Source organism: Micromonospora sp. PTRAS2 (assembly GCF_054052245.1).
In genome coordinates this window covers 1-24,451 of sequence record NZ_JBSWBU010000009.1, presented here as the reverse complement: position 1 = coordinate 24,451, position 24,451 = coordinate 1, and the positions used below count along the sequence as shown (strand labels likewise).

The 24,451-nt window shown below is 74.2% G+C and carries 21 protein-coding genes and 1 pseudogene; 14 read left to right on the top strand and 8 right to left on the bottom strand.

Annotated elements, in window-relative coordinates:
• Window positions 1–28: 28 nt before the first annotated feature.
• Genes ACVMYR_RS24595 through ACVMYR_RS24585 form a run of 3 tightly spaced genes read right to left on the bottom strand, consistent with a single transcriptional unit; the run spans window position 29 to window position 1,957 of the window.
• Window positions 29–487 (bottom strand): ATP-binding protein, encoded by a 459-nt coding sequence (locus ACVMYR_RS24595; protein ID WP_077937731.1) that lies wholly within the window; start codon window positions 485–487, stop codon window positions 29–31.
• 58 nt (window positions 488–545) lie between these two features.
• Window positions 546–1,223 (bottom strand): DUF305 domain-containing protein, encoded by a 678-nt coding sequence (locus ACVMYR_RS24590; protein ID WP_457122869.1) that lies wholly within the window; start codon window positions 1,221–1,223, stop codon window positions 546–548.
• Window positions 1,208–1,957 (bottom strand): lytic polysaccharide monooxygenase, encoded by a 750-nt coding sequence (locus ACVMYR_RS24585; protein ID WP_228986851.1) that lies wholly within the window; start codon window positions 1,955–1,957, stop codon window positions 1,208–1,210. Before ACVMYR_RS24585 ends, ACVMYR_RS24590 begins: the two co-directional genes overlap by 16 nt.
• Before the next feature lie 808 nt (window positions 1,958–2,765).
• Between ACVMYR_RS24585 and ACVMYR_RS24580 the strand changes: the two genes are divergently transcribed.
• Genes ACVMYR_RS24580 through ACVMYR_RS24545 form a run of 8 tightly spaced genes read left to right on the top strand, consistent with a single transcriptional unit; the run spans window position 2,766 to window position 11,051 of the window.
• Window positions 2,766–4,142, top strand: coding sequence for a DegT/DnrJ/EryC1/StrS family aminotransferase (locus ACVMYR_RS24580; protein WP_457122868.1), 1,377 nt, complete (start codon window positions 2,766–2,768; stop codon window positions 4,140–4,142).
• Window positions 4,139–5,389, top strand: a complete 1,251-nt coding sequence (locus tag ACVMYR_RS24575; protein ID WP_457122867.1) for an MFS transporter — start codon at window positions 4,139–4,141, stop codon at window positions 5,387–5,389. Before ACVMYR_RS24580 ends, ACVMYR_RS24575 begins: the two co-directional genes overlap by 4 nt.
• Entirely contained in the window at window positions 5,386–6,327 is a 942-nt protein-coding gene (locus ACVMYR_RS24570; RefSeq protein WP_457122866.1) for a sulfotransferase, read from the top strand. The genes ACVMYR_RS24575 and ACVMYR_RS24570 overlap by 4 nt, the downstream gene beginning before the upstream one ends.
• Window positions 6,328–6,332: 5 nt before the next feature.
• On the top strand, window positions 6,333–7,163 hold the full coding sequence (locus ACVMYR_RS24565; RefSeq protein WP_457122865.1) for an SDR family NAD(P)-dependent oxidoreductase: 831 nt from the start codon (window positions 6,333–6,335) through the stop codon (window positions 7,161–7,163).
• Between the two features lie 57 nt (window positions 7,164–7,220).
• Window positions 7,221–8,066 (top strand): SAM-dependent methyltransferase, encoded by an 846-nt coding sequence (locus ACVMYR_RS24560; protein ID WP_457122864.1) that lies wholly within the window; start codon window positions 7,221–7,223, stop codon window positions 8,064–8,066.
• Between the two features lie 55 nt (window positions 8,067–8,121).
• Entirely contained in the window at window positions 8,122–8,997 is an 876-nt protein-coding gene (locus tag ACVMYR_RS24555) for a family 3 encapsulin nanocompartment shell protein (RefSeq protein WP_077937723.1), read from the top strand.
• Between the two features lie 9 nt (window positions 8,998–9,006).
• Window positions 9,007–10,317, top strand: a complete 1,311-nt coding sequence (locus ACVMYR_RS24550) for an NAD(P)/FAD-dependent oxidoreductase (protein ID WP_431897662.1) — start codon at window positions 9,007–9,009, stop codon at window positions 10,315–10,317.
• Between the two features lie 35 nt (window positions 10,318–10,352).
• A complete protein-coding gene (locus ACVMYR_RS24545; protein WP_396790568.1) occupies window positions 10,353–11,051 on the top strand; it encodes an aspartate/glutamate racemase family protein in 699 nt (232 codons plus the stop codon).
• Window positions 11,052–11,072: 21 nt separating this feature from the next.
• On the opposite strand, the gene ACVMYR_RS24540 is transcribed toward ACVMYR_RS24545, so the two are convergent.
• The 4 genes from ACVMYR_RS24540 to ACVMYR_RS24525 are packed head-to-tail and all read right to left on the bottom strand — an operon-like array spanning window position 11,073 to window position 17,318.
• A complete protein-coding gene (locus ACVMYR_RS24540) occupies window positions 11,073–13,460 on the bottom strand; it encodes a GNAT family N-acetyltransferase (RefSeq protein ID WP_457122863.1) in 2,388 nt (795 codons plus the stop codon).
• Complete coding sequence (locus ACVMYR_RS24535; RefSeq protein WP_457122862.1) at window positions 13,457–14,749, bottom strand: lysine N(6)-hydroxylase/L-ornithine N(5)-oxygenase family protein; 1,293 nt, start codon at window positions 14,747–14,749, stop codon at window positions 13,457–13,459. Before ACVMYR_RS24535 ends, ACVMYR_RS24540 begins: the two co-directional genes overlap by 4 nt.
• 45 nt (window positions 14,750–14,794) lie before the next feature.
• Window positions 14,795–16,285, bottom strand: coding sequence for a pyridoxal phosphate-dependent decarboxylase family protein (locus tag ACVMYR_RS24530; RefSeq protein WP_077937718.1), 1,491 nt, complete (start codon window positions 16,283–16,285; stop codon window positions 14,795–14,797).
• 4 nt (window positions 16,286–16,289) lie between these two features.
• Window positions 16,290–17,318 (bottom strand): ABC transporter substrate-binding protein, encoded by a 1,029-nt coding sequence (locus ACVMYR_RS24525; RefSeq protein ID WP_457122861.1) that lies wholly within the window; start codon window positions 17,316–17,318, stop codon window positions 16,290–16,292.
• 68 nt (window positions 17,319–17,386) lie between these two features.
• On the opposite strand from ACVMYR_RS24525, the gene ACVMYR_RS24520 reads away from it, so the two are divergent.
• The 5 genes from ACVMYR_RS24520 (at window position 17,387) to ACVMYR_RS24500 (ending at window position 22,049) form a co-directional block, all read left to right on the top strand.
• Window positions 17,387–18,496 carry a FecCD family ABC transporter permease gene (locus tag ACVMYR_RS24520; protein WP_457122951.1) on the top strand — a complete coding sequence of 370 codons (1,110 nt, stop codon included), beginning with the start codon at window positions 17,387–17,389 and terminating at the stop codon, window positions 18,494–18,496.
• Entirely contained in the window at window positions 18,493–19,518 is a 1,026-nt protein-coding gene (locus ACVMYR_RS24515) for a FecCD family ABC transporter permease (RefSeq protein ID WP_077937715.1), read from the top strand. Before ACVMYR_RS24520 ends, ACVMYR_RS24515 begins: the two co-directional genes overlap by 4 nt.
• Before the next feature lie 95 nt (window positions 19,519–19,613).
• Complete coding sequence (locus tag ACVMYR_RS24510; protein ID WP_431897673.1) at window positions 19,614–20,447, top strand: ABC transporter ATP-binding protein; 834 nt, start codon at window positions 19,614–19,616, stop codon at window positions 20,445–20,447.
• Window positions 20,444–21,409: a response regulator transcription factor gene (locus tag ACVMYR_RS24505; protein ID WP_457122860.1), complete on the top strand. Its 966-nt coding sequence runs from the start codon at window positions 20,444–20,446 to the stop codon at window positions 21,407–21,409. Before ACVMYR_RS24510 ends, ACVMYR_RS24505 begins: the two co-directional genes overlap by 4 nt.
• A 136-nt stretch (window positions 21,410–21,545) precedes the next feature.
• Window positions 21,546–22,049 (top strand): DUF2690 domain-containing protein, encoded by a 504-nt coding sequence (locus ACVMYR_RS24500; RefSeq protein ID WP_091277550.1) that lies wholly within the window; start codon window positions 21,546–21,548, stop codon window positions 22,047–22,049.
• Between the two features lie 128 nt (window positions 22,050–22,177).
• Here ACVMYR_RS24500 and ACVMYR_RS24495 read toward each other — a convergent pair whose 3' ends face one another.
• The gene (locus tag ACVMYR_RS24495; RefSeq protein ID WP_256091823.1) at window positions 22,178–23,344 is read right to left on the bottom strand and encodes an ATP-grasp domain-containing protein; all 1,167 of its coding nucleotides are present in this window, start codon (window positions 23,342–23,344) and stop codon (window positions 22,178–22,180) included.
• A gap of 720 nt (window positions 23,345–24,064) precedes the next feature.
• Here ACVMYR_RS24495 and ACVMYR_RS24490 point away from each other — a divergent pair.
• Window positions 24,065–24,451, top strand: a pseudogene (locus tag ACVMYR_RS24490) (non-ribosomal peptide synthetase); the annotation flags it as partial.

Genomic DNA, 24,451 nt, shown 5'->3' with positions numbered 1-24,451 from the left:
AGCCGCATCGGGGGCGGCCGGCGGGTCGTCAGCGGCGGTCGGCCGCCGGGGCCGGCAGGCGGGCGCTGACCCAGGCGGTGGTGCCGCGTCCGTCGGCCCGGATCTCCAGGCCGTCGGTGAGCTGCTGGGCCAGCCACAGGCCACGGTGGCCGACCTCGTGGGGCGCGGGCAGCGCGACGCGTACGTCGCCGAGGCCGGGGCCGTCGTCGCTGATCTCGCAGGTCAGCAGGTCGCCGTCGCGCCGCAGCCGCAGCCGGCCGCTGCCCCCGCCGTGCCGGACGACGTTGGTCACCAGCTCGTGCACCGCCAGCACGAAGTCCTCCAGGGCGACGTCGGCCAGCCCGGCCGCGCCGGCCGCGGCAGTGACGGCGTGGCGCAGCGCCGTCACCCCGTCGGCCCGGATGGCCTCCGCCAACAGCGTCACCCCGGCATCCTCCCGGGACGCGCCGGCCCCCGCGCCGCCGCCGTCACCCCCACCGCTGCTCATGGCCGGACCGTACACGTCCCGCAGGTGACGTGGGCGGGCCCGGGCGGTTTGCCGCCGGTCAGGCCGCCGGGAGCCCGGCCAGCAGCCGGAGCTGCGCGGCGCGCGAGCGGGCGATGCGGTCGGCGAGATCGCGTACCTCGGGCCCGACGGCCACCGGCAGGTGGGCCCGGGCCAGCGTGACGGCGGCCCGCTGGTGGGCGGTGAGCACCTCGACGAGTACGGCGTCGAACCGGCCCGCGGGCGCGGCGCGCAGCCGCGCCAGGTCGGGATCGGCGGTCGCCGCGGCGCCCTGGGTGCCTTGGACGTCGTGGTGGGCGTCGTGGTGCGGATGCTGGCCCGCCGGTGCGGTGGCGCCGCCGTCGGGGGCCGCGGCGAGCCAGCGCCGCATGGTGGCCAGCTCGTCGGCCTCGGTCACGTCGATGGCGGCGACGAGGGTGCGCAGCTCGACGTCGGTGATCCGGCCGGTGGCCGCCGCGGCGACGACCCGGGTCCGGTCGTGGTGGGACACCATCGCCCGGAGGAACGGCACGTCCGCCGGGGCGGGCGCGCAGCGCGCGCAGTCCCCGCCGGGCGTCGGCGCCGAGGCAGCCGGCGGGGCGGGCGGGGCGGGGGCTGTCGGGCCGGGGTCCGCCGCGCAGCCGGTGGCGACCAGGAGCGCGGCGAGCGCCAGCGCCGCACGGCGGGCGCGGCCCGGGAGCCCGGGCCGCACCCGCCGGCGGGTCAGAGCCGGGTCCACAGGGCGGGCACGTTCGGCGGCTCCCAGCCGGGCAGGGCGGTGTGGGCCTGCACGCACCGGTACGTCGCGCCGCCGTAGGTGACCTGGTCGCCCACCCGGTACGCCTGACCGGCCGTCCAGGTGCCGCCCGGCGCGGGGGTGGTCGGGGCCGGGGTGGTCGGCGCGGGGGTGGCCGTCCTCGTCGGCGACGGCGTCGGGGTGGGGGTGGGCGTCGGGGTGCCGCCGGTGCCGACCTGGAGGTCCACGCAGGAGTAGAAGGCGTTGGCGGTGTCGGCGATGTTCCAGATGGCGAGCACCTTCTGCCGGCCCGACCAGCCGCCCAGGTTGACGGTGTGCGAGACGGTGGCGTCGGGCTGCCGCCCGCCCCCGTCGACGACGGCGACCCGGGTGCCGCCGATCCAGTATTCCCAGTTGCTGGTGGCGTGCCGGGCGGTGTTGGTCCAGGTGAACGTGACGGAGCTGCCGACCTGGGTGGCCGGCCAGCCCCGGGCGTCGTCGTCGAGGACGGCGAATTGGCCGATACCGGCGCTGCAACTGCGCAGCCCCTTCGGGCCCTCGACGCTCTGCGGCTCGTACCTGATCTGGCCGCAGTCGGGGACGCGGCCCTGGGCGCAGAGCGCCTGCCGGCTCGGCGGTCCGGACACGTAGCCGTGCGCCTGGGCGGGCACCGCGACGGCCAGGGAGGCGACGACGGCCCCCGCCGACGCCAGCGGGAGGACGACTCTTCGACGCATGTGACGCTCCTTCGTTTCGGGGCAGGCGTCGGCGCAGCACGCCGAGCTGGGCCGACACGCCCGCCGGAGGCATGCGATGAACATAAATTAAACTTTATTAACAGTAAACCCCGCCCCCACCCCCTGCCCCCTCCCCCACACTCCCCACACCCCTTCCCCACCCCGGCGCTCAAGAGGTTTGCGTCAACACAGAGATCAACTCTGACGCTTCTCTCTTGATCACGGCGCGAGCGGGGGCGGGGCGGAGGCGGGGTGGGACAGGGTGAGGCATTGGTCGGGTGTGCCGTTCGGGCAATTCATTCGGCTGCCGCCGCGGGGACAGATAGTCGGTTCCGCTCGGACAACACGCCATTGATGGCTGTTGACCGACTTTGCGCCCAACCGAAGGCGAAAAGGCTGCCTATCCACTAGGGAATTGGAATTGCGGGGTCGGCATTCCGACCGCCACGCAATGCCGCCGGGAAGCCCTTACCGAGGGTGATCATCGCGAGGGCGTAGCGGAGGAGGTCCGCCCAGCTCAACGACGCATCAGCGGCCGACTGCGGCACGGTCGACGACCGGCGGTCACCGGACCCCTCCTCGACGACCGGACGGAGCCCGCCGGGAACCGAAGACACGGGTTGACGGGCCGCACCCCCAAGGCAATCATGACTGTCACTGGGCGGCGATTGACGCGATTCCGGATCGACGAATTCTCCCACGTCAGTGGGGCTATTCGTGCTGTCCGCACGACGCGCGCCGGCCACCGTTCCGCAGGTCGGAGAAAAGCCGGCGGAACACCCGTCAGGAACGAGCGAGGAGTCCGCCGGTGAACGGGAACGACGAAGCTCCCGCGCCGCCCCGGCCACTGCCGGCGGCGCGCCCTGATCGACCGGAGGACCGCCTCGCCCTGCACGGCGGCGCACCCGTCCGGCACACCCCCTGGCCCACGTACGACAAGGGTGCCGTCTTCGTCCACCCCGAGGACGAGGAGGCCGCCTGCCGGGCCGTGCGCAGCCACCTCTACTTCCGCTACGACCACCGCCCGCAGCACGAGACCGAGTGCGGCCGGTTCGAGGACGAGCTGTGCCGCTTCTTCGGCACCCGGCACGCGCTCGCGGTGTCCAGCGGCACCGCCGCACTCGCCCTGGCCATCATGGCGGCCCGGGTGCCCCCGGGTTCCCTGGTCGCCTGCCCCGGGTTCACGTTCGTCGCCACGCCGAGCGCGATCGTCATGGCCGGCTGTCAGCCGTTCCTCGTCGAGGTGGACGAGGACCTGCGGATGGACCTCGACGACCTGCGCCGCCGCTGGCATCCGGGGATCCGGGCGATCCTCGTGGTGCACATGCGCGGTTTCGCCGCCGACGCCGAGGCCCTCGCCGCGTTCGCCGCCGAGATGGGCGTGCCGCTGATCGAGGACGCGGTGCCCGCGCTCGGCGCGGAGCTGCGCGGCCGCAAGCTCGGCACGTTCGGGGCGGCCGGCGCGTTCAGCACCCAGTCGGACAAGGCGCTCAACTGCGGCGAGGGCGGCTTCCTGGTCACCGACGACACCGAGCTGTTCGCCCGCGCGGTGGCGCTGTCCGGTGCGTACGAGGGGCGGCTGCGGCGGCACTTCCCCGACGCCGAGCCGCCGTTGACCGGCCTCGACCTGCCCCTGCTCAGCCTGCGCATGGACGAGATCCGGGCGGCGCTGCTGCGCGCCGAGATGGCCCGGCTGCCGCAGCGGCTGCGGCTGTTCCACCGCAACTACGACCGGGTCGCCGCCGCGCTGGCCGACGTGCCGGGCATCGCGATCCGCCGGCCGGTCGCCCCCGGGGCGTACCTCGGGGAGGCGTTCGTGTTCCGGGTGCCCGGCGGCGACGCCGGCTGGTTCGCCCGCGCGCTGTGCCGGGAGGGCATCGACGCGCGCAACATCGGCGCCGACGACGACCTCAACGTCCGCGCGTTCTGGAACTGGCGGTTCGCGTACGACACCGACGACGTGGACGCGATCCGGGCGCTGCTGCCGCGCACCGCCGGCTACCTGCGCGAGGCCGTCGACGTGCCGCTGTCGTCGAACCTGACCCCCGAGGACTGCGACGACCTGGTGCGGGCGGTGCGCAAGGTGGCCGCCGCGCTGGAGGCGGCACCTGCCGGGCCGCCGTCGACCGGGCCGGCCGGCCCCGTGGTCGCGCCGGCCGGGGCGGCGGAGCCGGTGGGCCGATGACGGACAGCCCCGCCCGCGCCGTGCCGCGCCCCGCCCTGGTCGGCATCTTCGGCGGGCTCTTCGCCGGCTACCTGGGCCTCACCGCCGTGATCCCGGTGCTGCCGGCGTTCCTGCGCGACCGGCACGCCGCCGGGGACCTGGTCGTCGGGCTGGTCGTCACGGTCACCGCCGGGACGGCGCTGCTCGTGCGGCCCGTCGCCGGCGCGCTCGCCGACCGGTACGGCCACCGCACCGTGATGCTCACCGGCGCGCTCGTCGCGGCCCTCGGCGGGCTGCTCTACTTCCTGCCGCTCGCGGTGCCGGCGTTGGTGGCGGTGCGGCTGCTGCTCGGCGCGGGCGAGGCCGCCCTGTTCACCGCCGGGGCGGTGTGGACGGTGGCGCTCGCCCCGCACCACCGCCGGGGCCAGCTCATCGGCCTGTACGGGGTGAGCATGTGGGGCGGCATCTCCGCCGGCACCTTCCTCGGCGCGACCCTGCAACAGGTCTCCTTCACCGCCGTCTGGGCGCTCGCCGCCGCCGCTCCCCTGCTGGCCGCCGCCCTGATCGCCCTGGTCCCGGTGCCGCACGGGGAACCCGGTACCGCAGCGCCCCGAGAGCCCGGGACCGCCGCGCAACGGAAATCCGGGGGCGGCGGTGGGCTGTTGCTGCGCCCGGCGCTGCTGCCCGGCACGGCGCTCGCCCTCGGCGCCGCCGGGTACGCCGGTCTGGCCGCGTTCGTCGTGCTGCACCTGGACGCGCGCGGCATCGGCTCCGGCGTACTGGTGCTGAGCTGCTTCAGCGCCGTGTACGCCGGCACCCGCCTGGTCATCGGCCACCTGCCCGACAAGCTGGGCCCCCGCCGGGTGGCGGCCTGGTCGGCGGCCGGCGAGGCGGTCGGCCTGACGATCGTCGCGCTCGCGCCGAACCTGCCCGTCGCCGTGGCCGGCGGCGTGGTCACCGGCGTCGGCTTCTCGCTGCTGCACCCGTCGCTGGCGCTGATGGTGATGAACCGGGCCGAGCCGACGCGGCAGGGGGCGGCGATCGGGGCGTACACCTCGTTCTGGGATCTGGGGCTCGCGGTGTGGGGGCCGGTGACGGGCCTGGTGGCCGCGACCCTCGACTACCCGGCCGTATTCGGCGTCGGGGCGGCCTGCGCCGTCGCGGCGGCGGCCATGGCGGCGTGGATCGGCCGCCCGGCGGGCGGCCACGGCGGCACCGGCAGCCCCGGGGGGCCCGCGAGCGAACGGACGGAGGCCCGCGCGGCATGAGCGACCTGACGGTCCTGTGCGTCACCGGTTGGTGCCGCAACGGCAGCACCATCATCGGCAACGTCCTCAACGAGGTGCCCGGCTTCTTCCACGTCGGCGAGCTGCACTTCCTGTGGAAGAACTCGACCGGCCGGGGCGTCAACGGGCTGTGCGGCTGCGGCCGGGAGCTGACCGCCTGCGACATCTGGTCGCGGGTGCTGCCCGTCGGGCGGCCCGCCGGCCTGTCGGCCGACGCGCACGCCGCGCAGGTGATCGCCCGCCAGCGCTCCCGGGTGCGCACCCGGCACACCTGGCAGGTGCTGCGCCGGGGCCTGCACGACGGCGAGATCCGCGCCCACGCCGAGCTGATGGGCCGGGTCTACCGGGCGGTCGCCGAACGCACCGGCGCGCACACCATCGTGGACACCACGAAGATTCCCGGGGAGGCGGCGCTGCTGGCGCACCTGCCCGGGATCACCCCCTACTACGTGCACCTGGTGCGCGACCCGCGCGCCGTGGCGCACTCCTGGCGGGAGCCGAAGCAGTACGTGTACGCGATGTCGGCGGCGCGCAGCACCGCGTACTGGCACGGGTTCAACCTGGCCTCGGCGGCGATCACCCGGCGGCACCCGCAGCGGTCGATGCTGCTGCGCTACGAGTCGTTCGCCGCCGACCCGGCCGGGACGATCGACGCGCTGCTGCGGCTGTGCGGGGCCGACCCGGCCGGCAACCCGGTGCGCGGGCGCACCGTCGAGCTGGGCACCAACCACACGGTGACCGGCAACCCCGACCGGTTCCGCAGCGGCCCGACCGTGATCCGCGACAGCGACGAGGCGTGGCGGCGCACCCTGTCGGCCGCCGACCGGCTGGCCGCCACCGCCCTGGCCCAGCCCCTGTTCACCCGCTACGGCTACCGGTCGGCCGGGGCGGGCCGGCTGTCACCGACCGGCGGAAGGTAGGAGACGTGGATCTGGGGCTCACAGGACGGGTGGCGCTCGTCGCCGGCGGGTCCAGCGGCATCGGGCTGGCCTGCGCGAAGGAGTTCGCCGCCGAGGGGGCGCACGTGGCGATCTGCGGGCGGGACCCCGACCGGCTCGCCGCCGCCGAGCGGGAGCTGGCCGGGGTGGCGAAGGGCCGGGTCAGCGCCAGCGCCGTGGACGTCACCGACGCCGACGCGGCCCGCCGCTGGGTCGACGGGGTGGCCGCCGACCTCGGCGCGGCGCACGTGCTGCTGGTCAGCGGCGGCAGCCCGCCGATCGGCCCGGCCACCCTGTTCGAGACGGCCGACTACCGGGCCGCCGTCGACCGGGTGCTGCTGCCGGCCGTCGGGCTGGCCCTCGCGGCCCTGCCGCACCTGCGCGCCGCCGGCTGGGGGCGGCTGCTCTTCGTCGCCTCGGAGACCGCCGCCGTGCCGATCGCCCCGCTGCTGCTGTCCGGGGTCACCCGGGCCGCGCTGGTCCGCTTCGCCCAGGGCCTCGCCGTGGACGTGGGCCGCGACGGGATCACCGTCAACGTGCTCGCCCCCGGCTCGGTGCGCACCCCGCCGATGGAGCGGGCCGCCGCCCGGCTCGCCGGCGACGACGGCGACGTCGAGCAGCAGCTCGCCGCCATGGGCCACCACAGCGCGCTGGGCCGGCTGGCCCGCCCCGAGGAGGTCGCGGCGGTGGCCGCGTTCCTGGCCGGCGAGCGGGCCTCGTTCGTCACCGCCGGGGTGCACCTGGTCGACGGCGGCGCGAGCGCCACCGGCCCGGACCTGCCGCACCTCACCGGCGTCCGGAAAGACACCTACGCCTGAGATCCCCATCCCGGCGGCGACCTCGCCGGCCGGCGGCACAGCACGAAGGAGTGCGCGATGTCCACGACCAGCCCCACGTTCACCGAGCGGGACGTCTCCGAGTTCTTCGACCAGACCACCCAGACGTACCTCAGCTTCTGGGACAGCGAGGGCGTGCTGCACACCGGCTACTTCGCCGACGACGCCGACACCGACTACCACACCGCCGCCGACCGCACCTCGGACCTGCTGGCCACCGAGGCCGGCATCGACGCCGGGTCGACGGTGCTCGACGTCGGCTGCGGCTGCGGCAACTTCCTGCTGCGGCTCGCCGGGCAGACCGGCTGCCGGGGCGAGGGCCTGGACCTGAGCATCGAGCGGGTCCGGTTCGCCCAGGCCAAGCTCGCCGAGCGGGGCGCCGCAGGTGTCACCTTCCGGCACGGCTCGGCCACCGCCATGCCTTACGAGGCGGCGACCTTCAGCCACGTGGTCAGCCAGGACGCGTTGTTCCTGGTGCCGGACAAGCCGCGCAGCCACGCCGAGATGCACCGGGTCCTCGCCCCCGGCGGGATCCTCGCGGTCACCGACTTCCTCCAGCCCACCACCGACATCGGCGAGGCCGCCCGCCGGCACGTCTACGACCGGGTGCGGTGGAGCGGCGGCTACTCCCTCGACGGGTACGCCGAGGCGCTGACCGCCGCCGGCTTCGAGGTGCTGACCGCCCGCAGCCTCGACACCCACATCCGGCAGACGTACCGGGTGCTCGGCGAGACGGCCCGGCGGCGGGCCGCCGCGACCGACGACCCGGCCGCCCGGGAGTGGATCCTCGGCTTCGCCGCGTCCTGCGGCGAGATCCAGGCCGCCATCGACCGGGGCGAGTTCGGCTGGGGCATGTTCGTCGCCCGCAAGCCCGCCGCGCAGTGACGACCCGACCCACCGCGCAGTGACGACCCGACCCCGACCGGAAGGTGTGCGCCCGATGCAACGAACCGACGTCATCAAACGAACCATCGCCGAGGTCGTCGAGGACCGCCGCAAGCAGCTCTCGCCGGGGCAGGTCTTCGTCGACGCCTTCGCCGAGGGCGGCTTCGAGACCCGCGTCGACTACGACGTCACCATCACCGACTCCCTGACCAGCTCCCGGCGCAAGCCGCGCTACCCGTCGCGCAACATGCTCAAGGTGGTGGACCTGTCCCGCGACCCGCAGGAGTTCTACTGGCACGAGAGCCCCGCCCGCCCCGGCGACCCGGCCGTGGACGGCGCGGACCTGCGGCGGGAGGCCGCCAACCACTTCCACCGGTCCCCCATCCCGCCGCTTTTCACCACGAAGGCGTGGGTGCAGGTGCCCGACGGGCTGTGGGACGACCCGACCAGCTTCGCCGAGTTCATCAACTACCGCCTGGTGGTGCGGCTCGCCACCGCCGAGAACGTCACCATCCTGCGCGGCGAGGGCGGCCTGCTGACCATGCCGGACATCGCCCGGCTCACCGACCCGGGCCCGTTCGGCTCCACCATCCTGTCGGCCTGCAACGAGGTGGAGCAGAACGGCAGCACCGCCGACGGGCTGATCATCAACCCGGCCGACTACTACCGGCTGCTCGGCTCCGGCACGCTGATGCGCGACGTCGAGGAGAACGGCGTGTTCATCGTCCGGACCCGGCTGGTCGACCCGGGCACGGCGATCGTCGGCGACTTCGGCCACGGCGCGCTGCTGTTCGACGCCGGCCGGTCGATGATCTCCTTCGCCGAGCCGCCGCCGGGCACGTTCGCCGAGCCCGGGGTGGCGCTGACCGCCGAGATCTACGAGCGGGTGGTGCTCAACCTGCCCACCTGCTTCTTCGTGGTCAGCCTCTAGGCCGCCGCGATGTCGACGCCGCCCGCGCCGCGCCCACCCGGCGACGACCCCGACGTGCTGGTCGTCGGCGCGGGCGTCGTCGGCCTGTTCTGCGCCTGGTTCCTGGCCCGCGCCGGGCACCGGGTCACCGTCGTCGACCGGGGCGAGATCGGAGACCCGGCGGCCTGCTCGTCGGGGAACACCGGCTTCGTCGGCACCCAGGGCGCCGCGCCCCTGGCCGAGCCGGGCGTGCCCGCGAAGGGGCTGCGCTACCTGCTCGACCCGGAGAGCCCGTTCCACGTCCGGCCCCGCCCCGATCCGGCCCTGCTGGCCTGGCTGTGGCACTTTCGCCGCCGCTGCACCGCGTCTCACGCGCGGGCCGCGTTCGACGTGCTGCTCACCCTCAAGCAGCGCAGCCTCGCCATCCTGCGCGAGGTGTGCGCGACCGGCCCGCTCGCCGACACCCTCACCGCCCAGGGGATGCTGCTGGCCTGCAAGACCCCGGAGGGCTTCGCGGCGGCCCGCGCCTCCGTGCCGGCGGCCGTCGCCCGGGGCGTGCCGCTGCGGGTGCTCGACCCCGGCGAGCTGGCCGCCCTCGAACCGGGCGTCGCGTTCGACGTGGCCGGGGCCCTGCTCAACGCGGAGGGGGCCGCGCTGCGCATCCCCGCGTTCCTGGTCGCGTTCGCCGACGCGCTGCGGGCCGCGGGCGTCGACATCCGCACCCACACCGAGGTACGCGACTTCGAGGTGGCTGGCGACCGGGTGCGGGCCGTGCGCACCAGCGGCGGCGACCTGCGCCCCGCCGAGGTGGTGCTCGCCGCCGGGGTCTGGTCGGTGGCCTGCGCCCGCCGGCTCGGCGTCGACCTGATGCTCCAGCCCGCCAAGGGGTACGCGGTGACCGTCGCCGCCGGCGCGCACCCGCCCCGGCTGCCGATCCTGCTCAGCGAGGGGAAGGTGGCCGTCATGCCGCTGGGCGACCGGCTGCGGCTGGCCGGCACCCTGGAGCTGGTGGGGATGGACACGAGCGTCTCGCCGCGCCGGATCGACGGCATCGTGCGCACCGTCGCGGCGTACCTGCCGGGGCTGGACACCGACCGGCGGGTGGCGGTGTGGAGCGGGCTGCGCCCCTGCACCCCGGACAGCCTGCCGCTGATCGGCCGGCCCGGGGCGTACCGCAACGTGGTCGTCGCCGCCGGCCACGGGCACATCGGGATGGGCCTGGCCCCGGCGGGCGGCCGGCTCGTCGCCCAGCTCGTCGGCGGCGAGCGCCCGGAGCTGGACCTCGCGCCGTTCGCCGTGGACCGGTGGCGGCGTCGCCCGTTCGCCCGGAGGAACCGATGATGCCGTCGCGGCGCAACCGACTCGCGGAGGAACCGATGACCGACGCCCCGATCGGCGTGCTCTGCCTGGACACCTCGTTCGAGAAGATCCCCGGGCACATCCGCAACCCGGCCACCTTCGACTTCCCCGTCGTCTACCGGGTCGTCGAGGGGGCCACGCCGCAGCGGCTCGTGCGGGAGGCCGACCCGACGCTGCTGGAGCCGTTCGTGGCGGCGGCCCGGGACCTGGAGGCCGCCGGGGTCGCCGGGATCACCGGGGCGTGCGGGTTCCTGGTGCTGTTCCAGGCCGAACTGGCCGCCGCCGTGTCGGTGCCGCTGTGGTCGTCGAGCCTGCTGCAGCTTCCGCTGGTGCACCGGATGGTCGACCGGCCGGTCGGGCTGCTCGTCGCCGACGAGGCCGCGCTCACCCCGCGCCACCTCGCCGCGATCGGCGCGGAACACGTGCCGGTGCGGGTGACGGGCATGGCCGGGCAGCCGGAGTTCACCGAGGTGATGCTGGAGGGCCGCCGCGACGCCCTCGACGCCGACCGGCTCGAACGGGAGGTGCTCGACCGCGTCGACCGGCTCGCCGAGGCGCACCCCGAGCTGGGGGCGCTGGTGGTCGAGTGCACCGACCTGGTGCCGTTCGCGCACGCCGTCCAGGCCCGCCTGGGCCTGCCGGTGTTCGACATCGTCACGCTCACCACCATGGTGCACGCGACGCTGACCCGCCGCCCGTACCCCCGGAAGGGCTGACGGCACGGGCGGCGGAGGGGGTCAGGCGCGGCGGGCGTACGGGGCGATGGGGTTGGCCAGGGTGCCGGCGAACTGGAGCGCCGCCGACGGGTCGGACAGGTCCACCATCTGCTGGTTGTCGCGCAGCTGGAGCCGGTTGAGGCAGGAGTGCGCGAACTCCGGCGCGAACAGGTCGTGGCGGGCCAGCCGGTCGGCCAGGTGCGGCACCCGGGCGGCGTAGTCGGCCGCGCAGTCGGCGACCGTGCGCCAGAACTCCTCCTCGGTGAGCAGCCCCGCGTCGAGCAGGACCACGTTGAGGTGGCGCAGGAAGCAGGAGAACACGTCGGTGAAGATCGACAGGATCTTCTCGCCCTCGGGGATGTTCGCCCGGACCCGGTGCACCGCCTCGGGCAGGTCGGCGTCCGGGTTCATCACCACGATCTCCTCGGCGATGTCCTTGAAGATCGCCCGCTCCACCGCCCCGTCGCGCAGCACCAGGATGACGTTCTCGCCGTGCGGCATGAACGCCAGGTCGTGGGCGTAGAGGGAGTGCAGCAGCGGAGTGAGGTACGCGTCGAGGTAGCGGCGCAGCCACACCGGCGCGGGCAGCCCCGACTCGGCGACCAGGGCGGCGGCGAACGACCCGCCGGCCGAGTCGACGTGCAGCAGCGACGCCATGGTGGCCAGCCGCCGCCCCGGCTCCAGGCCCGGCACGGGGCTCTCCCGCCACAGCGCCGCCAGCATCTTGCGGTACGGGGAGTACCGGTCGGTCGCCGCCTCGAAGCGGCGGTTGCGGTACCCGATCGCGGCCCGCTCCCGCAGGATCGTCAGCCCGGTCGAGGCGAGCACCTCGTCGCGGTCGATCAGGTCGGCGAGCCAGTCGTTGATCGCCGGGGTGGCCTCCATGTACGCCGCCGACAGGCCCCGCACGAAGCCCATGTTCAGCACGGACAGGGCCGTCTTGACGTAGTGCCGCTGCGGGTGGGTGACGTTGAAGAACGTCCGCACGGACTGCTGGGCGAGGTGCTCGTCCGGGCCGGGGCCGAGGCAGACCAGCCGCTGCTCGGCCACGTCGGCGGCGAACGTGACGGCGAGGCGGTTCCACCACTGCCACGGGTGCACGGGCAGGTAGAGGTAGTCGGCCGGGTCGAGGCCGAGCCCGGTGAGCGTGGCGGCGAACCCGGCGAAGGTGTCGTCGCCCAGCTCGGCCCGGTACAGGGCGTCCGCGTCGGTGTCGGCGGTGCAGGTGAAGGTGGTGTGGTCGCGGTGCGCGGCGAGCCAGAGCAGCCGCACGGGCCGGCCCACCTCGGGGGCGTACCGGTGATATTCGTCGATGCCGAAGCCGATGCGGCCGTTGTTGGCGACGAAGCCGGGGTGGCCCTCGGTCATCCGGGTCTCGACCGTCTGGAAGTCGGCGCGGGCCAGCTCGGCGGCGGGGATCTCGGGCCGGTCCAGCTTGTACGCCCAGCCGGCCAGGGTAGAGGTGATCTCCTCCAGGTAGACCGGCAGCACCCGGTCGGTGAGGCCGAGCGCGCCGCGCAGCTCCACGCACAGGTCGAGGGCGTCCAGGGGCAGCTCCACACCGTCGCGGCGGCGGGTGATGCTGGCCGGGTCGATGTGCCAGTGGTCGAGGGCGAGCCGGCGGGCGGCGAACCGGTAGGTGACGGTGCCGTCGTCGCTGGTCACCTCGTATTCGGCGGACGCGCCGGGTTCCGGGGCGGGGCCGACGGGCTCGGGGGTGAGCAGCCGCTCGTGGGAGAACTCGGCGAGGGCCTTGCGCACCAGCAGCCGGTTGGCGCGCGCCCACGTGTCGGGGGTGAGGTGGGCGACGGCGTCCTGCGGGTCCACGGTGTCCGGTCCTTGGGGCTGGGCTGCGGCGGCGGCGGCGAACCGGGCGCGGGTGCAGAAGGAGAGCAGGCCGGTCTTGGCGGGCAGCGCGACGGTGCCGGCGGGGGTGAAGCCGACGGCGGCGTTGAGGGCGTGCACGGCGGTGTTGCGCACGTCCGGCTCGACGACCACCCGGCGGTGCGCGGGGTCGGCGAACAGCCACGCCATCACCGTGGTGATGACGGCGCGGGTGAAGCCGGAGACCGGGGTGTCGGTGGGCGCGCAGAGGAAGTGCATGCCCACGTCGCCGGGGCGGGCCGGGTAGCGCCCGGCCAGCTCGACGCGCGCCGGGTCGTAGCGTTCGACGAGGAACGCGGGCTCGCCGCGCCACAGGCCGACGAACGCGTCGTGGTGCGGGTCGGCGGCGATGCGGGCGTACTCGGCGGCGACCCGGGCCACGTCGGCGTCGCCCATCAGCCAGAACGCGGCCTTCGGGTGGGTCACCCAGGAGTGCAGCAGCGCGGCGTCCGCGGCCGGGTCGAGGGTACGCAGGGCGAACTCGCCGAGCCGGGGGTCGGTGCGGGTGTAGACGATCTCGGTCACGCCCCCACCCCCGCCGGCACGCCGAACTCCTGGAACGCGATGCGCCGCTCCACCGGGTAGGGCTCGCGGCCCAGCAGCTCCCGGATGATCACCGAGTTGCGGTACGGGCCCATGCCCAGGTCGGGCGAGGTGACGCTGTGGGTGTGGGTGCCGCCGTTCTGCAGGAAGATCCGGCCGGCGTGGTCGACGCGGTAGTCGCGGGCGACGTCGAGGCGGCCGTGGGAGTCGAAGCGCAGCAGGTGGCGCACCGGGTCGAGGAAGTCCGGCACCTGGAAGCGGTAGCCGGTGGCCAGCACCAGGCCCTCGGTGGTCAGGTCGAACTCGCCGCCCTGCTCGACGTGGCGCAGCCGCAGCGCGTACCCGCCGTCGGTGTGCTCCGCGCCGGTCACCTCCGTGTTGGTGAGCAGCCGGGTGTCCACCGCGGCGGCGACGCTCTTGGCGTACAGCAGGTCGAAGATGTCGTTGATCAGGTCAGCGTCGATGCCCTTGAACAGGCCCTTCTGCTCGGCTTCGAGGCGGTAGCGGGTGGCCTCGGGCAGGGCGCGGAAGTAGTCGGCGTAGTCCGGGGACGTCATCTCCAGGGTGAGCTTCGTGTATTCCAGGGGGAAGAACCGGGGCGAGCGGGTGACCCAGTTCAGCCGGTAGCCGTACGTGTCGATGTCGGCCAGCAGGTCCTGGTAGATCTCGGCGGCGCTCTGCCCGGAGCCGACGACGGTGACGCTGCCGCGGCGGCGCAGCGCGTCGCGGTGCGTCACGTAGTCGGAGGAGTGCACGACGCCGTCGCCGCCGAGCCCGGCGCAGGCCGCCGGCACGTGCGGCGGGGTGCCGGTGCCGAGCACCAGGTTGCGCGCCCGGTGGGTGACGGTCTCGCCGGTGGCGGTGACCGTGGCGGTCACCGCGAACACGTCGTCGGCCGGGTCGTGGGTGACGGCGGTGACCCGCTGGCCGAAGCGCACGCTGGCCAGCTTCTGCACCGCCCACCGGCAGTACGCGTTGTACTCGCTGCGCAGCGGGTGGAACCGCTCGCGGATGTAGAACGGGTACAGCCGTCCGGTCTCCTTCAGCCAGTTGAGGAACGAGAACGGCGAGGTGGGGTCGGCGAGGGTGACCAGGTCGGCCAGGAACGGGGTCTGCAACCGGACGGTCTCCAGCAGCATCCCCGGGTGCCAGTCGAAGGTGTCGCGGGCCTCCAGGAACAGGCAGTCCAGGTCGGACAGCGGCTCGGTGAGGCAGGCCAGGCCCAGGTTGTACGGGCCGAGCCCGACGGCGACGACGTCACGGGTGGGCATGCGGTCGCTTTCTGCGCGGGGTCGGGTGGTGGTCACGGTCGCCGGTCAGCCGACCGGGCAGGGGGCGACGGCGGCGGTCCGCTCGCCCACGTACCGGTCGCCGTGCCCGGCGATCAGGTCGACGACGTGCGCCACGTCGTCGAGGGTGGTCTCCGGGTTGAGCAGGGTGAACTTGAGGTACTGCCGGCCGTCGACCCGGGTGCCGGCGACGACGGCCGCGCCGGAGGCGGCCAGGGCGCGGCGGGCGTGCCGGTTGGCGTCGTCGGCGAGGTGGCCCGCCGGGGCGGGCGGCAGGTAGCGGAACACGACGGTGCTCAACGTGGGCCGGGTGACCACCTCGAAGCGGGGGTCGCCGGCCAGCAGCCGCCACGCCCCGTCGGCCCGGTCGATCACCTCGTCGAACAGCTCGCCGACCGCGTCGGGGCCCATCATCCGCAGGGTCAGCCACAGCTTCAGCGCGTCGAAGCGGCGGGTCGTCTGGAGGCTCTTGTCGACCTGGTTGGGCAGCTGTTCTCCGCTGGCGCGGGGGGCCGGGTTGAGGTAGTCGGCGTGGTAGGTGGCGTGCCGCAGCACCTGCCCGTCGCGCACCAGCAGGGCGCTGGAGGAGACCGGCTGGAAGAACGACTTGTGGTAGTCGACGGTCACCGAGTCGGCGCGTTCGATGCCGGCGAGCAGGTGCCGCCGGGTGGGCGAGACCAGCAGCCCACAGCCGTACGCGGCGTCGACGTGCAGCCGCGCCCCGGCGGCGGCGCACCGGTCGGCGATGGCGTCGAGGGGGTCGATGGAGCCGAAGTCGGTGGTGCCGGCGGTGGCGACGACGGCCATCACGGTGAGCCCGTCGCGCTGGCAGCGGGTCAGCTCGGCGTGCAGCGCGTCGGGGCACATCCTCCGGTCGGCGTCGGTGGGCACGGTGCGCACGGCGTCGGCGTCGAGGCCGAGCAGGGTGGCGGCCTTCTGCACGCTGAAGTGCCCGGCGGCGGAGGTGAGCACCCGCAGCCGGGGCAGCAGCTCGCGGCGGGGGGCCGGGTTGCGGGCGAAGGCCTCCTCCCGGGCCAGCAGCAGCGCCTGGAGGTTGGACTGGGTGCCGCCGCTGGTGAAGACGCCGTCGGCGGCGGGTCCGAGGCCGATGCGCCGGGCCGTCCAGTCGATGAGCCGGCGCTCGATGAGGGTGCCGCCGGCGCTCTGGTCCCAGGTGTCCAGGGAGGAGTTCACGGCGGTGAGCACGGCCTCGCCGAGCAGCGCCGGAATCACCACCGGGCAGTTGAGGTGGGCCAGGTAGCGGGGGTGGTGGAAGTAGACGGCGTCGCGCAGGTACACCTCCTCCAGCTCGTCGAGGGCGGCGGTGGCGTCGGCGAGCGGCCGGTCCAGATCGACGGCGGCCACGGCCGGGGCGAGCGCCGCCGGGGTGACGCCGGTGAACGGGCGGTCGGTGCGGGCGATGCGGGTGCCGACCCGGTCGATGCCCTCGGCCAGCACCCGCCGGTAGTCCTCGGCGGTGCCGGTGGTCAACAGGTGGGCGCGGGGGGTGCCCGCCACGGCGTCAGCTCACCTTCTTCGCGGCGGCGATGGCCTTGGCCAGGTTCTCCAGCAGCGGCGCGGCCCCGGCGTAGGAGAAGCGCGGCACGGCGTCCCACGGCGTGACCTGGTTGGCCTTGACCGCCGGCAGCGCCGCCCAGGTGGGCTTCTTCGCCAGGTCGGCCGGCTGCAGGGCGGTGGTGCGGTTGTCCAGCAGGATCAGGTCGGCCGGGAACTTGTCGGCGTTCTCCCAGCTCAGGGCCTCGAAGTAGTCGCCCTGCTCCAGCTTCGTCGGCACCACGATGTCGACGCCCAGCTCCGCGAAGTACATCAGGTCGGTGCTGACCTTCGGGTTGGACGCGTAGAACACGTCGGGGCTGCCGGACGCGGCGAGGACCTTGATGCCGGGGTTGGCCTTGACGGCCTGCCGCACGCTCTCGGCGGCCGCCTCGAACCGGGCCTTCGCGTCGGTGACCTTCTTGGCGTTGAGGTCGGCGCCGAGGGCGGCGGCGAGGGCGGCGTACCGCTCGATGGGCCGGTTCATCGGCACCCGGGCGGTCTGGATGGCGACGGTGGGCGCGAGGGCGAGGATCTTGTCCTTGCTCTCGTCGGGGACGTACCAGAACGCGCCCGGGTCGTACATGTGGGTGACGAGCAGCTCGGGGCGCAGGGCGGCGTACTTCTCGATGCTGAACTCGCCCCAGACGTTGCCGAGCACGGTCACCTTGCCGACGTCGAGGTCGCCGGCCTGCGGCTCCTTCGAGCCGTCGGAGCGGGTGGTCTCGCCGAACACGCCGACGATCTGGCTGTCGAGTCCGAAGTCGACCAACGCCGCGGCCACGCCGGTGAAGGCGACCACGCGGGTCGGGGTGGCGTCCCGGGTCACCTTCTCGGGCCGGTCGTCCGTGAACGACCAGGGGCCGCCGGTGGCGGCCGGCGAGGCGGAGTCGTCGGCGCCGCCGCAACCGCCGAGCAGGGCACCGACGGCGAGGGCGCCGCCGGCGGAGAGCAGGCCACGGCGGGTCAGACGCGGGCGGGACACGGGTACGGGCATGACGGCTTCTTTCCGCTCCGGGGTGGTCCGATGACCAAGGGCGAGGTTAAGTTACCCTAACCTAAGTTATTGTCAACAGCCCTCAGCGATCGATTCCCACCACACAGGAGCCTCCGCTGTCCGTCACCGACTCGTCGCCGACCGCACCCGCGCCGCCGGCGACGCCCCCCGCCCCGCCGCCGCGACGCGGCCGGCCCGCGGCCCGGATCGCCGGGCTGCTGGCCGCGTTCGCCCTGCTCACGGCCGTGTGCGCGGTCAGCCTCGCCGTCGGCGCGCGGCAGCTCGGCCTCGCCGAGGTCTGGGCGGGACTGTGGGACCCCGCCTCCCCCGCCCACGCGGTGGTGCAGCAGATGCGGCTGCCGCGCACCCTGCTCGGCCTGCTCGCCGGGACCGCCCTCGGGGTGGCCGGCGCGGTCATGCAGGCCGTCACCCGCAACCCCCTCGCCGACCCCGGGCTGCTCGGCATCAACGCCGGCGCGTCCGCCGCCGTGGCCAGCGCCGCCGCGTTCCTCGGCGTCGCCACCGTCGGCGGGTACGTCTGGTTCGCCCTGGCCGGCGCGGCGGCCGTCACCGCCCTCGTCTACGCCGTCGGCGGCGGCCGGGGCGCCACCCCCGCCCGCCTCGCCCTCGCCGGGGCGGCGCTCAACGCGGCCCTCTACTCCTACGTCAGCGCGGTGATGCTGCTCGACGCGGCCTCGCTGGAGAAGATGCGGTTCTGGACCGTCGGCTCGCTGGCCAGCGCCGACCTCGCCACGGTGGCCCGGGTGCTGCCGTTCGTCGTGGTCGGCCTGGCGATCGCCCTGGCGGCGGCCCGCCCGCTCAACGCCCTCGCCCTCGGCGACGACCAGGCCCGCGCGCTGGGCGCCAACCCCGCCGTGGTCCGCGCCGCCGTCATCGTCGCCGTCACCCTGCTCTGCGGCGCGGCCACCGCCGCCTGCGGGCCGCTGGTCTTCGTCGGGCTGCTGGTGCCGCACCTCGTGCACGCCCTCACCGGGCCCGACCTGCGTTGGCTGCTGCCGGCCTGCGCGCTGCTCGCCCCCGTGCTGCTGCTCGGCGCCGACGTCGCCGGCCGGGTGCTCGGCCGCCCCGGCGAACTCCAGGTCGGCATCATGACCGCCGTGCTCGGCGGTCCGCTCTTCCTGCACCTGGTCACCCGCACCCGGGCGGTGCGCGCGTGAGCGTCGTACGCGTCCGAGGCTGGTCGGTGCGGTTCCGGGCCCGCGCCCTGCTCGTCGGCCTCGGCTGCGCCCTGGCCGCCGGCGCGCTCGGCGTCGTGTCGATCGGCGGCGGCGACTACCCGATGAGCCCCGCCGACGTGCTGCGCACCCTCGCCGGCGGCGGCACCCCCGCCGAGGACTTCATCATCGGCGAGCTGCGGCTGCCCCGGCTCGTCACCGCCCTGCTCGTCGGGGCCGCCCTCGCCCTCGGCGGCGCGGTCTTCCAGGCCCTCGTGCGCAACCCGCTCGGCAGCCCCGACATCCTCGGCGTCACCCAGGGCGCGGCCACCGGCGCGCTCCTCGTCGTGGTCGTCGGCGGCGGCACCCTCGCCCTGGCCGGCGCGGCCGTGGCCGGCGGGCTGGCCACCGGCGTCCTGCTGTGGGCGGTGGCGTGGGCGCGCGGCGCGCACGGGCACCGGCTGATCCTCGCCGGCATCGGCGTCGCCGCGATCCTCACCGGCGTCAACGGCTGGCTGCTGACCCGCGCGCAGCTCATGGACGCCGCCCGCGCCGTGCTCTGGCTCACCGGCAGCCTCGACGGGCGCGGCTGGGCGCAGGCGGTGCCCGTCGCCGTCACCCTCGCCGTGGCGGTGCCGGTGGTGCTGTTCGCCTGCGGGCCGGCGCTGCGGATGACCGAGCTGGGCGACGACACGGCCGCCGCGCTCGGCGTACCGGTGCGGGGCCTGCGCACGACACTCCTGGTCGCGGCGGTGCTGCTGGTCTCCGTCGCCGCCTCGGCCGCCGGGCCGGTCAACTTCGTCGCGCTCACCGCGCCGCACCTGACCCGCCGGCTCACCCGCGCGCCCGGTCCCAACCTGGCCGCCGCCATGGCGCTGGGCGCGGCGATGCTGGTCGCCGCCGACCTGATCGCCCAGCGTGGCTTCCCCGGCCACCAGCTCCCCGTCGGCGTCGTCACCGGCGCGCTCGGCGGCGGCTACCTGGTGTGGCTGCTGGCCACCGAACGCCGCGCCGGCCGGCTGTAAGGAGGGGCACCTTGTTAACGCATTCGGTAGAGGAAGGGCCCCTTCCTAACACCCGTCCGGTCCACCCATCCCCGACAGAGAACGGAGCACCACCCATGCGGCCCGGCACCCCCCGGCTCAGCGGCGACGGGCTGACCCTCGCGTACGACAAGCGGACCATCGCCGAACGGCTCACCGTCGCCGTGCCCGACCGGTCGTTCACCGTCGTCATCGGCCCGAACGCGTGCGGCAAGTCCACGCTGCTGCGGGCGCTCGCCCGGATGCTCAGGCCCACCGCCGGCACGGTGCTGCTCGACGGGCGCGACATCCACGCCCAGCCGGCCCGCCGCGTCGCCCGCACCCTCGGCCTGCTCCCCCAGACCTCCATCGCCCCCGACGGCATCACCGTCGCCGAGCTGGTGGCCCGGGGCCGCTACCCGCACCAGGGGCTGCTGCGCCAGTGGTCCCGCGACGACGAGCGGATCGTCGGCGAGTCCATGGCCGCCACCGGCGTCGCCGACCTCGCCGACCGCCTCGTCGACGAACTGTCCGGCGGGCAGCGGCAGCGGGTGTGGATCGCCATGGCCCTCGCCCAGCAGACCGAACTGCTGCTGCTCGACGAGCCCACCACGTTCCTCGACATCGCCCACCAGATCGAGGTGCTCGACCTGTGCGCGACGCTGCACGAGGAGCAGGGGCGCACCCTCGTCGCGGTGCTGCACGACCTCAACCAGGCCGCCCGGTACGCCAGCCACCTCATCGCCATGCGCGACGGGCAGGTGGTCGCCGCCGGCCCGCCCCGGGAGATCGTCACCGCCGACCTGGTCGAGCGGGTGTTCGGGCTGCCCTGCCGGGTCATCGACGACCCGGAGACGGGCTCGCCACTGGTGGTCCCGGCCGCCCGCCGCGTGCCGGCCGCCTCGGCGTCGCCACCCATAATCGGTGCGTGACTGCTGAAGGCGCACGCTTCTCGCTCGCCGTCGCCCGTGCACTGGAAACCGCCGACTTCTCCATCCGACACGTCGCCCCGGGGAACCACCGCAAGCTCTACAACCTCGTCCGCGTCACGATGTCCACCATCGCGCCGGTCGACAGCTTCTACCTGGCCTTCCTCCGCGACGAACACATGCTGGTGATCCCGTACCTCTACGACGGGCACGAACGCGAACACGCCGGTTTCCAGACCTACGGCCCGAACGGCCTCACCGCCTGGATCAAGAAGAACGCGCGCACCTACCGGTACGGGTCCGACGGGGGCCGCCTGCTCCACCGGGGCCACACCTTCGGCGACCACGAGCGCCTGTCGCGCGACGCGGTCGTCGTCCCGCTGCTGGAGTCCTCGCCCGACGGCCAGCGGGTCGCCGGGCTCGCGTCGATGCTGACCTACCAGCCCGACGCGTACGGCGACGAGGCCGTCCGGGCGTTCGAGTGGCTCACTCGCCGCACGATGCGGGCCCTCGCCCGGGAGCGGGAGGACGCGCACGAGCTGGCCGGGCTCGCCAGCGGGGCGAGCCGCACCGTGCTGACCCACGGCTCCGTTCCGGGCGTCGTCGAGATGGTCAGCCACGCGTTGAACGCCATGACGGTACGGATCACCGCAGCGCTGCACCGCCCCGACGGCGACGCCGCCGTTCGCGCCTTGCGCGAGGTGCTCGAACAGTGCGAGCAGCTACAGACCGACATCGCCGAGCTCCTGCTGGCGCCCACGACCGAGGGGGGCGACCTGCTGACGACGCTCACGCCCCGCGAACGCGAGATCGCCGGGCTCGTCGCCGACGGCCTCACCAACGAACAGATCGCCGCCCGCCTGGTCATCTCCGAGAAGACGACCAAGACGCACGTGACCCGCATCCTCAGGAAGTTCGGCGTCCGCCAACGATCGGCCGTCGCCGCCAAGCTGAGACCCTTCTGACGTACGACTTTGTCGTACCTGCCCGACCGGCGCAGATACGCAGCGGGCCAATGGCGTCGGCCGTGCCGTCCTCCGACGATGGGAGGAGTCGTCCCAGCCCGGCCGTCGCCCACGGTGGGCGCAGAGAGGAATCAGCATGAGAACAGTCACCGGGAGCCGGAAAGCGCCGCGCCGGATCGCCGCCGTGCTCGTGACCGCCACGGCGCTGCTGCTGTCCGCCGCGACAGCCGCCCACGCCGGCAGCGCCAGCGGCGGCAGCAACTACTACGACGGCAAGAACCCGGCGACCACCAAGGATTCGTCCGGCGTCTACTGCAACGTCAACGCGTCGCAGATCGCCACCCGGCCGATCACCGACCGCTCCACCGGCCAGCAGGTCGCCACCCTCCAGATCTTCTACTCCTGGTCCTGCCAGTCGAACTGGATTCGCGTGACCGGCAACCCGTACGGCGGCAACACGACCAAGAACATCTTCTCGTCGCTCGGGGGCTGGAACAGCGAGTCGGACTCCGGTTACGGATCGAGCTACTCGATGATGGTCTACGCGCCGGGCACGACGCAGATCAACGGCGAGGTGACCCTCTGGTCCCCCGGAATCAACGAATACAACTGGAAGGCGAGGGGCACCTTCGCCCTGTAACCCCCCACCCACCGCGACCCCCCTCCCCCGTGATCAAGAGGTTTGCGTCACCGCGAGGCCGGATCCTGACGCAAACCTCTTGATCACCGCGTGCCGGGGGCGCGTGCGGGGGTCGGGGGCGGGGTGGGTCAGGTGGGGAGGGCGCGTTGGATCTGGGAGATCAGGACGCCGCAGGCGTAGCGGTCGGCCGCGCCCACCATGCCGAGAATGGTCGCCGGATGCGGGCCGTTGTCCGTCTCCGCCGGGTCGTAGTGCATGAACACGACGAGCTCCCCGCGGTCGATGAACGGGGCGAGGACCGGCTCGACGTCGAGGCCCGGCGCGAGCGTGAAGAAGGTGGTCATGGCGCACGGGTGCTGACCCAGCAGGGAGCTGCGGTGCAGCACCGACGTGGTGGCCGCGCTGACCCGGAAGTTCGGGTCGATGACCCGTAGCTCGCCGTTTCGGCCGACCCCGGCGTCAAACGAGCAGTACCCCCGGTACCCGAGGGCGCTGGCCTTTCGGACCCCTGCCGTCAGCGCTTCGACCAGCTCCGCCGGCGGTTGGTCGTCGTCGAGCACGCAACCGACCCACGTCGAGGTGGGCTGCGGCAGGTGTACGGAAGAACCGAAGTACTCGACCGAACCGCTCTCCGTAACGCCGAACTGGAGACCCCAGACCGTCTGGAAGGGAACCTCCTCCTCGACGATCCACTGGTCGCTCACCTGCTCCAGCTGGTGGAACAACGACCGGTTGAGCCGGTCCTGCAGCCTCCGGGTGAAGATCGCGATCCCGCTGTACACCTCGGTGCCGGCCGGCTTGAGCACCGCCGGCCGGCGGTCGGCCCGCACGATCTGCCGTACCTCGGCGGGGGTGGCCACCTGCCGGCGCGGCAGGTAGTCCGGCGCGATCAGGGACTCCAGGACCGTCTTGTTGTTGAGGCGGGCCAGCAGGTCCGGGGCGACCCGGGCCGGCGCGGCCCGCAGCTGCGGGTCCTGCGGGGGAAACTGGAACTCCAGCAGCTCGCCCCGCCCGGCGGCCTCCCGGGCGAGCCGCACCGCCTGCTCGCCGGAGCGATACTCACGCAGGTCGCTGGGCGTCTTGAGGCCGCACCGGCTGAGCAGGCGCAGCGACTTGTCGGCGCTGGCCCCGCTGCTGCAGATGACCGCCGACTGGTGCGGCAGGGTCAGGTGAAGGCCGGTGACCATGTCCAGCCCGTTGTGCAGGCCCGCGCCCGCGCTGGTCAGATAGCGGCTGCCGGCGGTCTCCACCGGGCTGGGCGGCCGGGCCAGGACCACCCCGTCGTGCGCGAACACCTGTACTTGGATAGGCCCATCCATTGGATCTCCTGACATGCCGGCCCCGCACAGGGGGCCTCGGGGTGTGGCGAGAAGCCCGGTACGCCCCGGCCGCGAGCTGCGGAGCACGTGGCGGGTGAGGCAATGGCGTACCGGTCCTGGTGAGGCCGCTCGGCCGCGAGAGTCGGGCGTGCCGCGTGCACCGGCCGGACGGATCCGGGCTGGGCCGGTCAGCTAGCGGCTGGCTTGTGGTCAGCGCTGCGCCGGCGCGGTGCACACCAGCAGCCGATGTGTGATCAACCAGTCACCGACTGCGTCATGATCGACATCATGATCGGTGAAGCATAGTCAGCGCCCTGCCGGCGCGCGGATGGGCCGGACAGCCGAGTCGGACCGGCCCATTTCGCCACCGCCGCGCTAGGGGTCCACCCCACCCGAATTCTAGGGGTGTACGCCGCTTGGCCAGGCTCCGTAGCGTCTGGCCCCGTCGGGTCGTCGTTCCCCCGCACCGCACCGGACCGGGAACGGATGTGGGCGATCGTGGGCCCGCCCGCGACCGGAACATGGCGAGGGCGGGTCGTTCGGCGGTGGCCCGGCACCCTGCGGTACGTCCACCCGCGACACGTCCCCGCCACGGCATGTCGTGCTGCGGTACGTCCGCCCCACGGCACCACGGCCGACCGGCCGCCTCGGCCCACGCCTCTCCCGGTCGTCCCCATTCACTCGGAGGTTGGGCTCATGCCTGTTGGGTTCGCTGATGGCGCGGTGGACGCCGGGGGTCTGGACCTGGTGGGTGATCTGCGGCGGGTGGTGGTGTGGCCGGCGCGGGCGGGTTCGGTGTCGGGGGTGGTGTCGTGGCCGTCGGGTGTGGCGGGTTCGGGTGTGGTGGTGGCGGCGGGGTTGGTGGGTGTGTTGGCGCGGTATACGGGTCAGTCGGAGGTGGTGCTCGGGCTGGCCTCGGGTGGTGTGGTGCGCGTGGATGTGGCGGGTGATCCGGGGTTTGGTGACCTCGTGGAGCGGGTGGCGGAGGCGTTGGTGGCTCCGTCGCCGGTGGCGGATGGTCCGGTTGGTTTGGTGGTGGTGCACGTGGCCGATGGGCCGGTGGGCGAGGTGGGCCCGGATGTC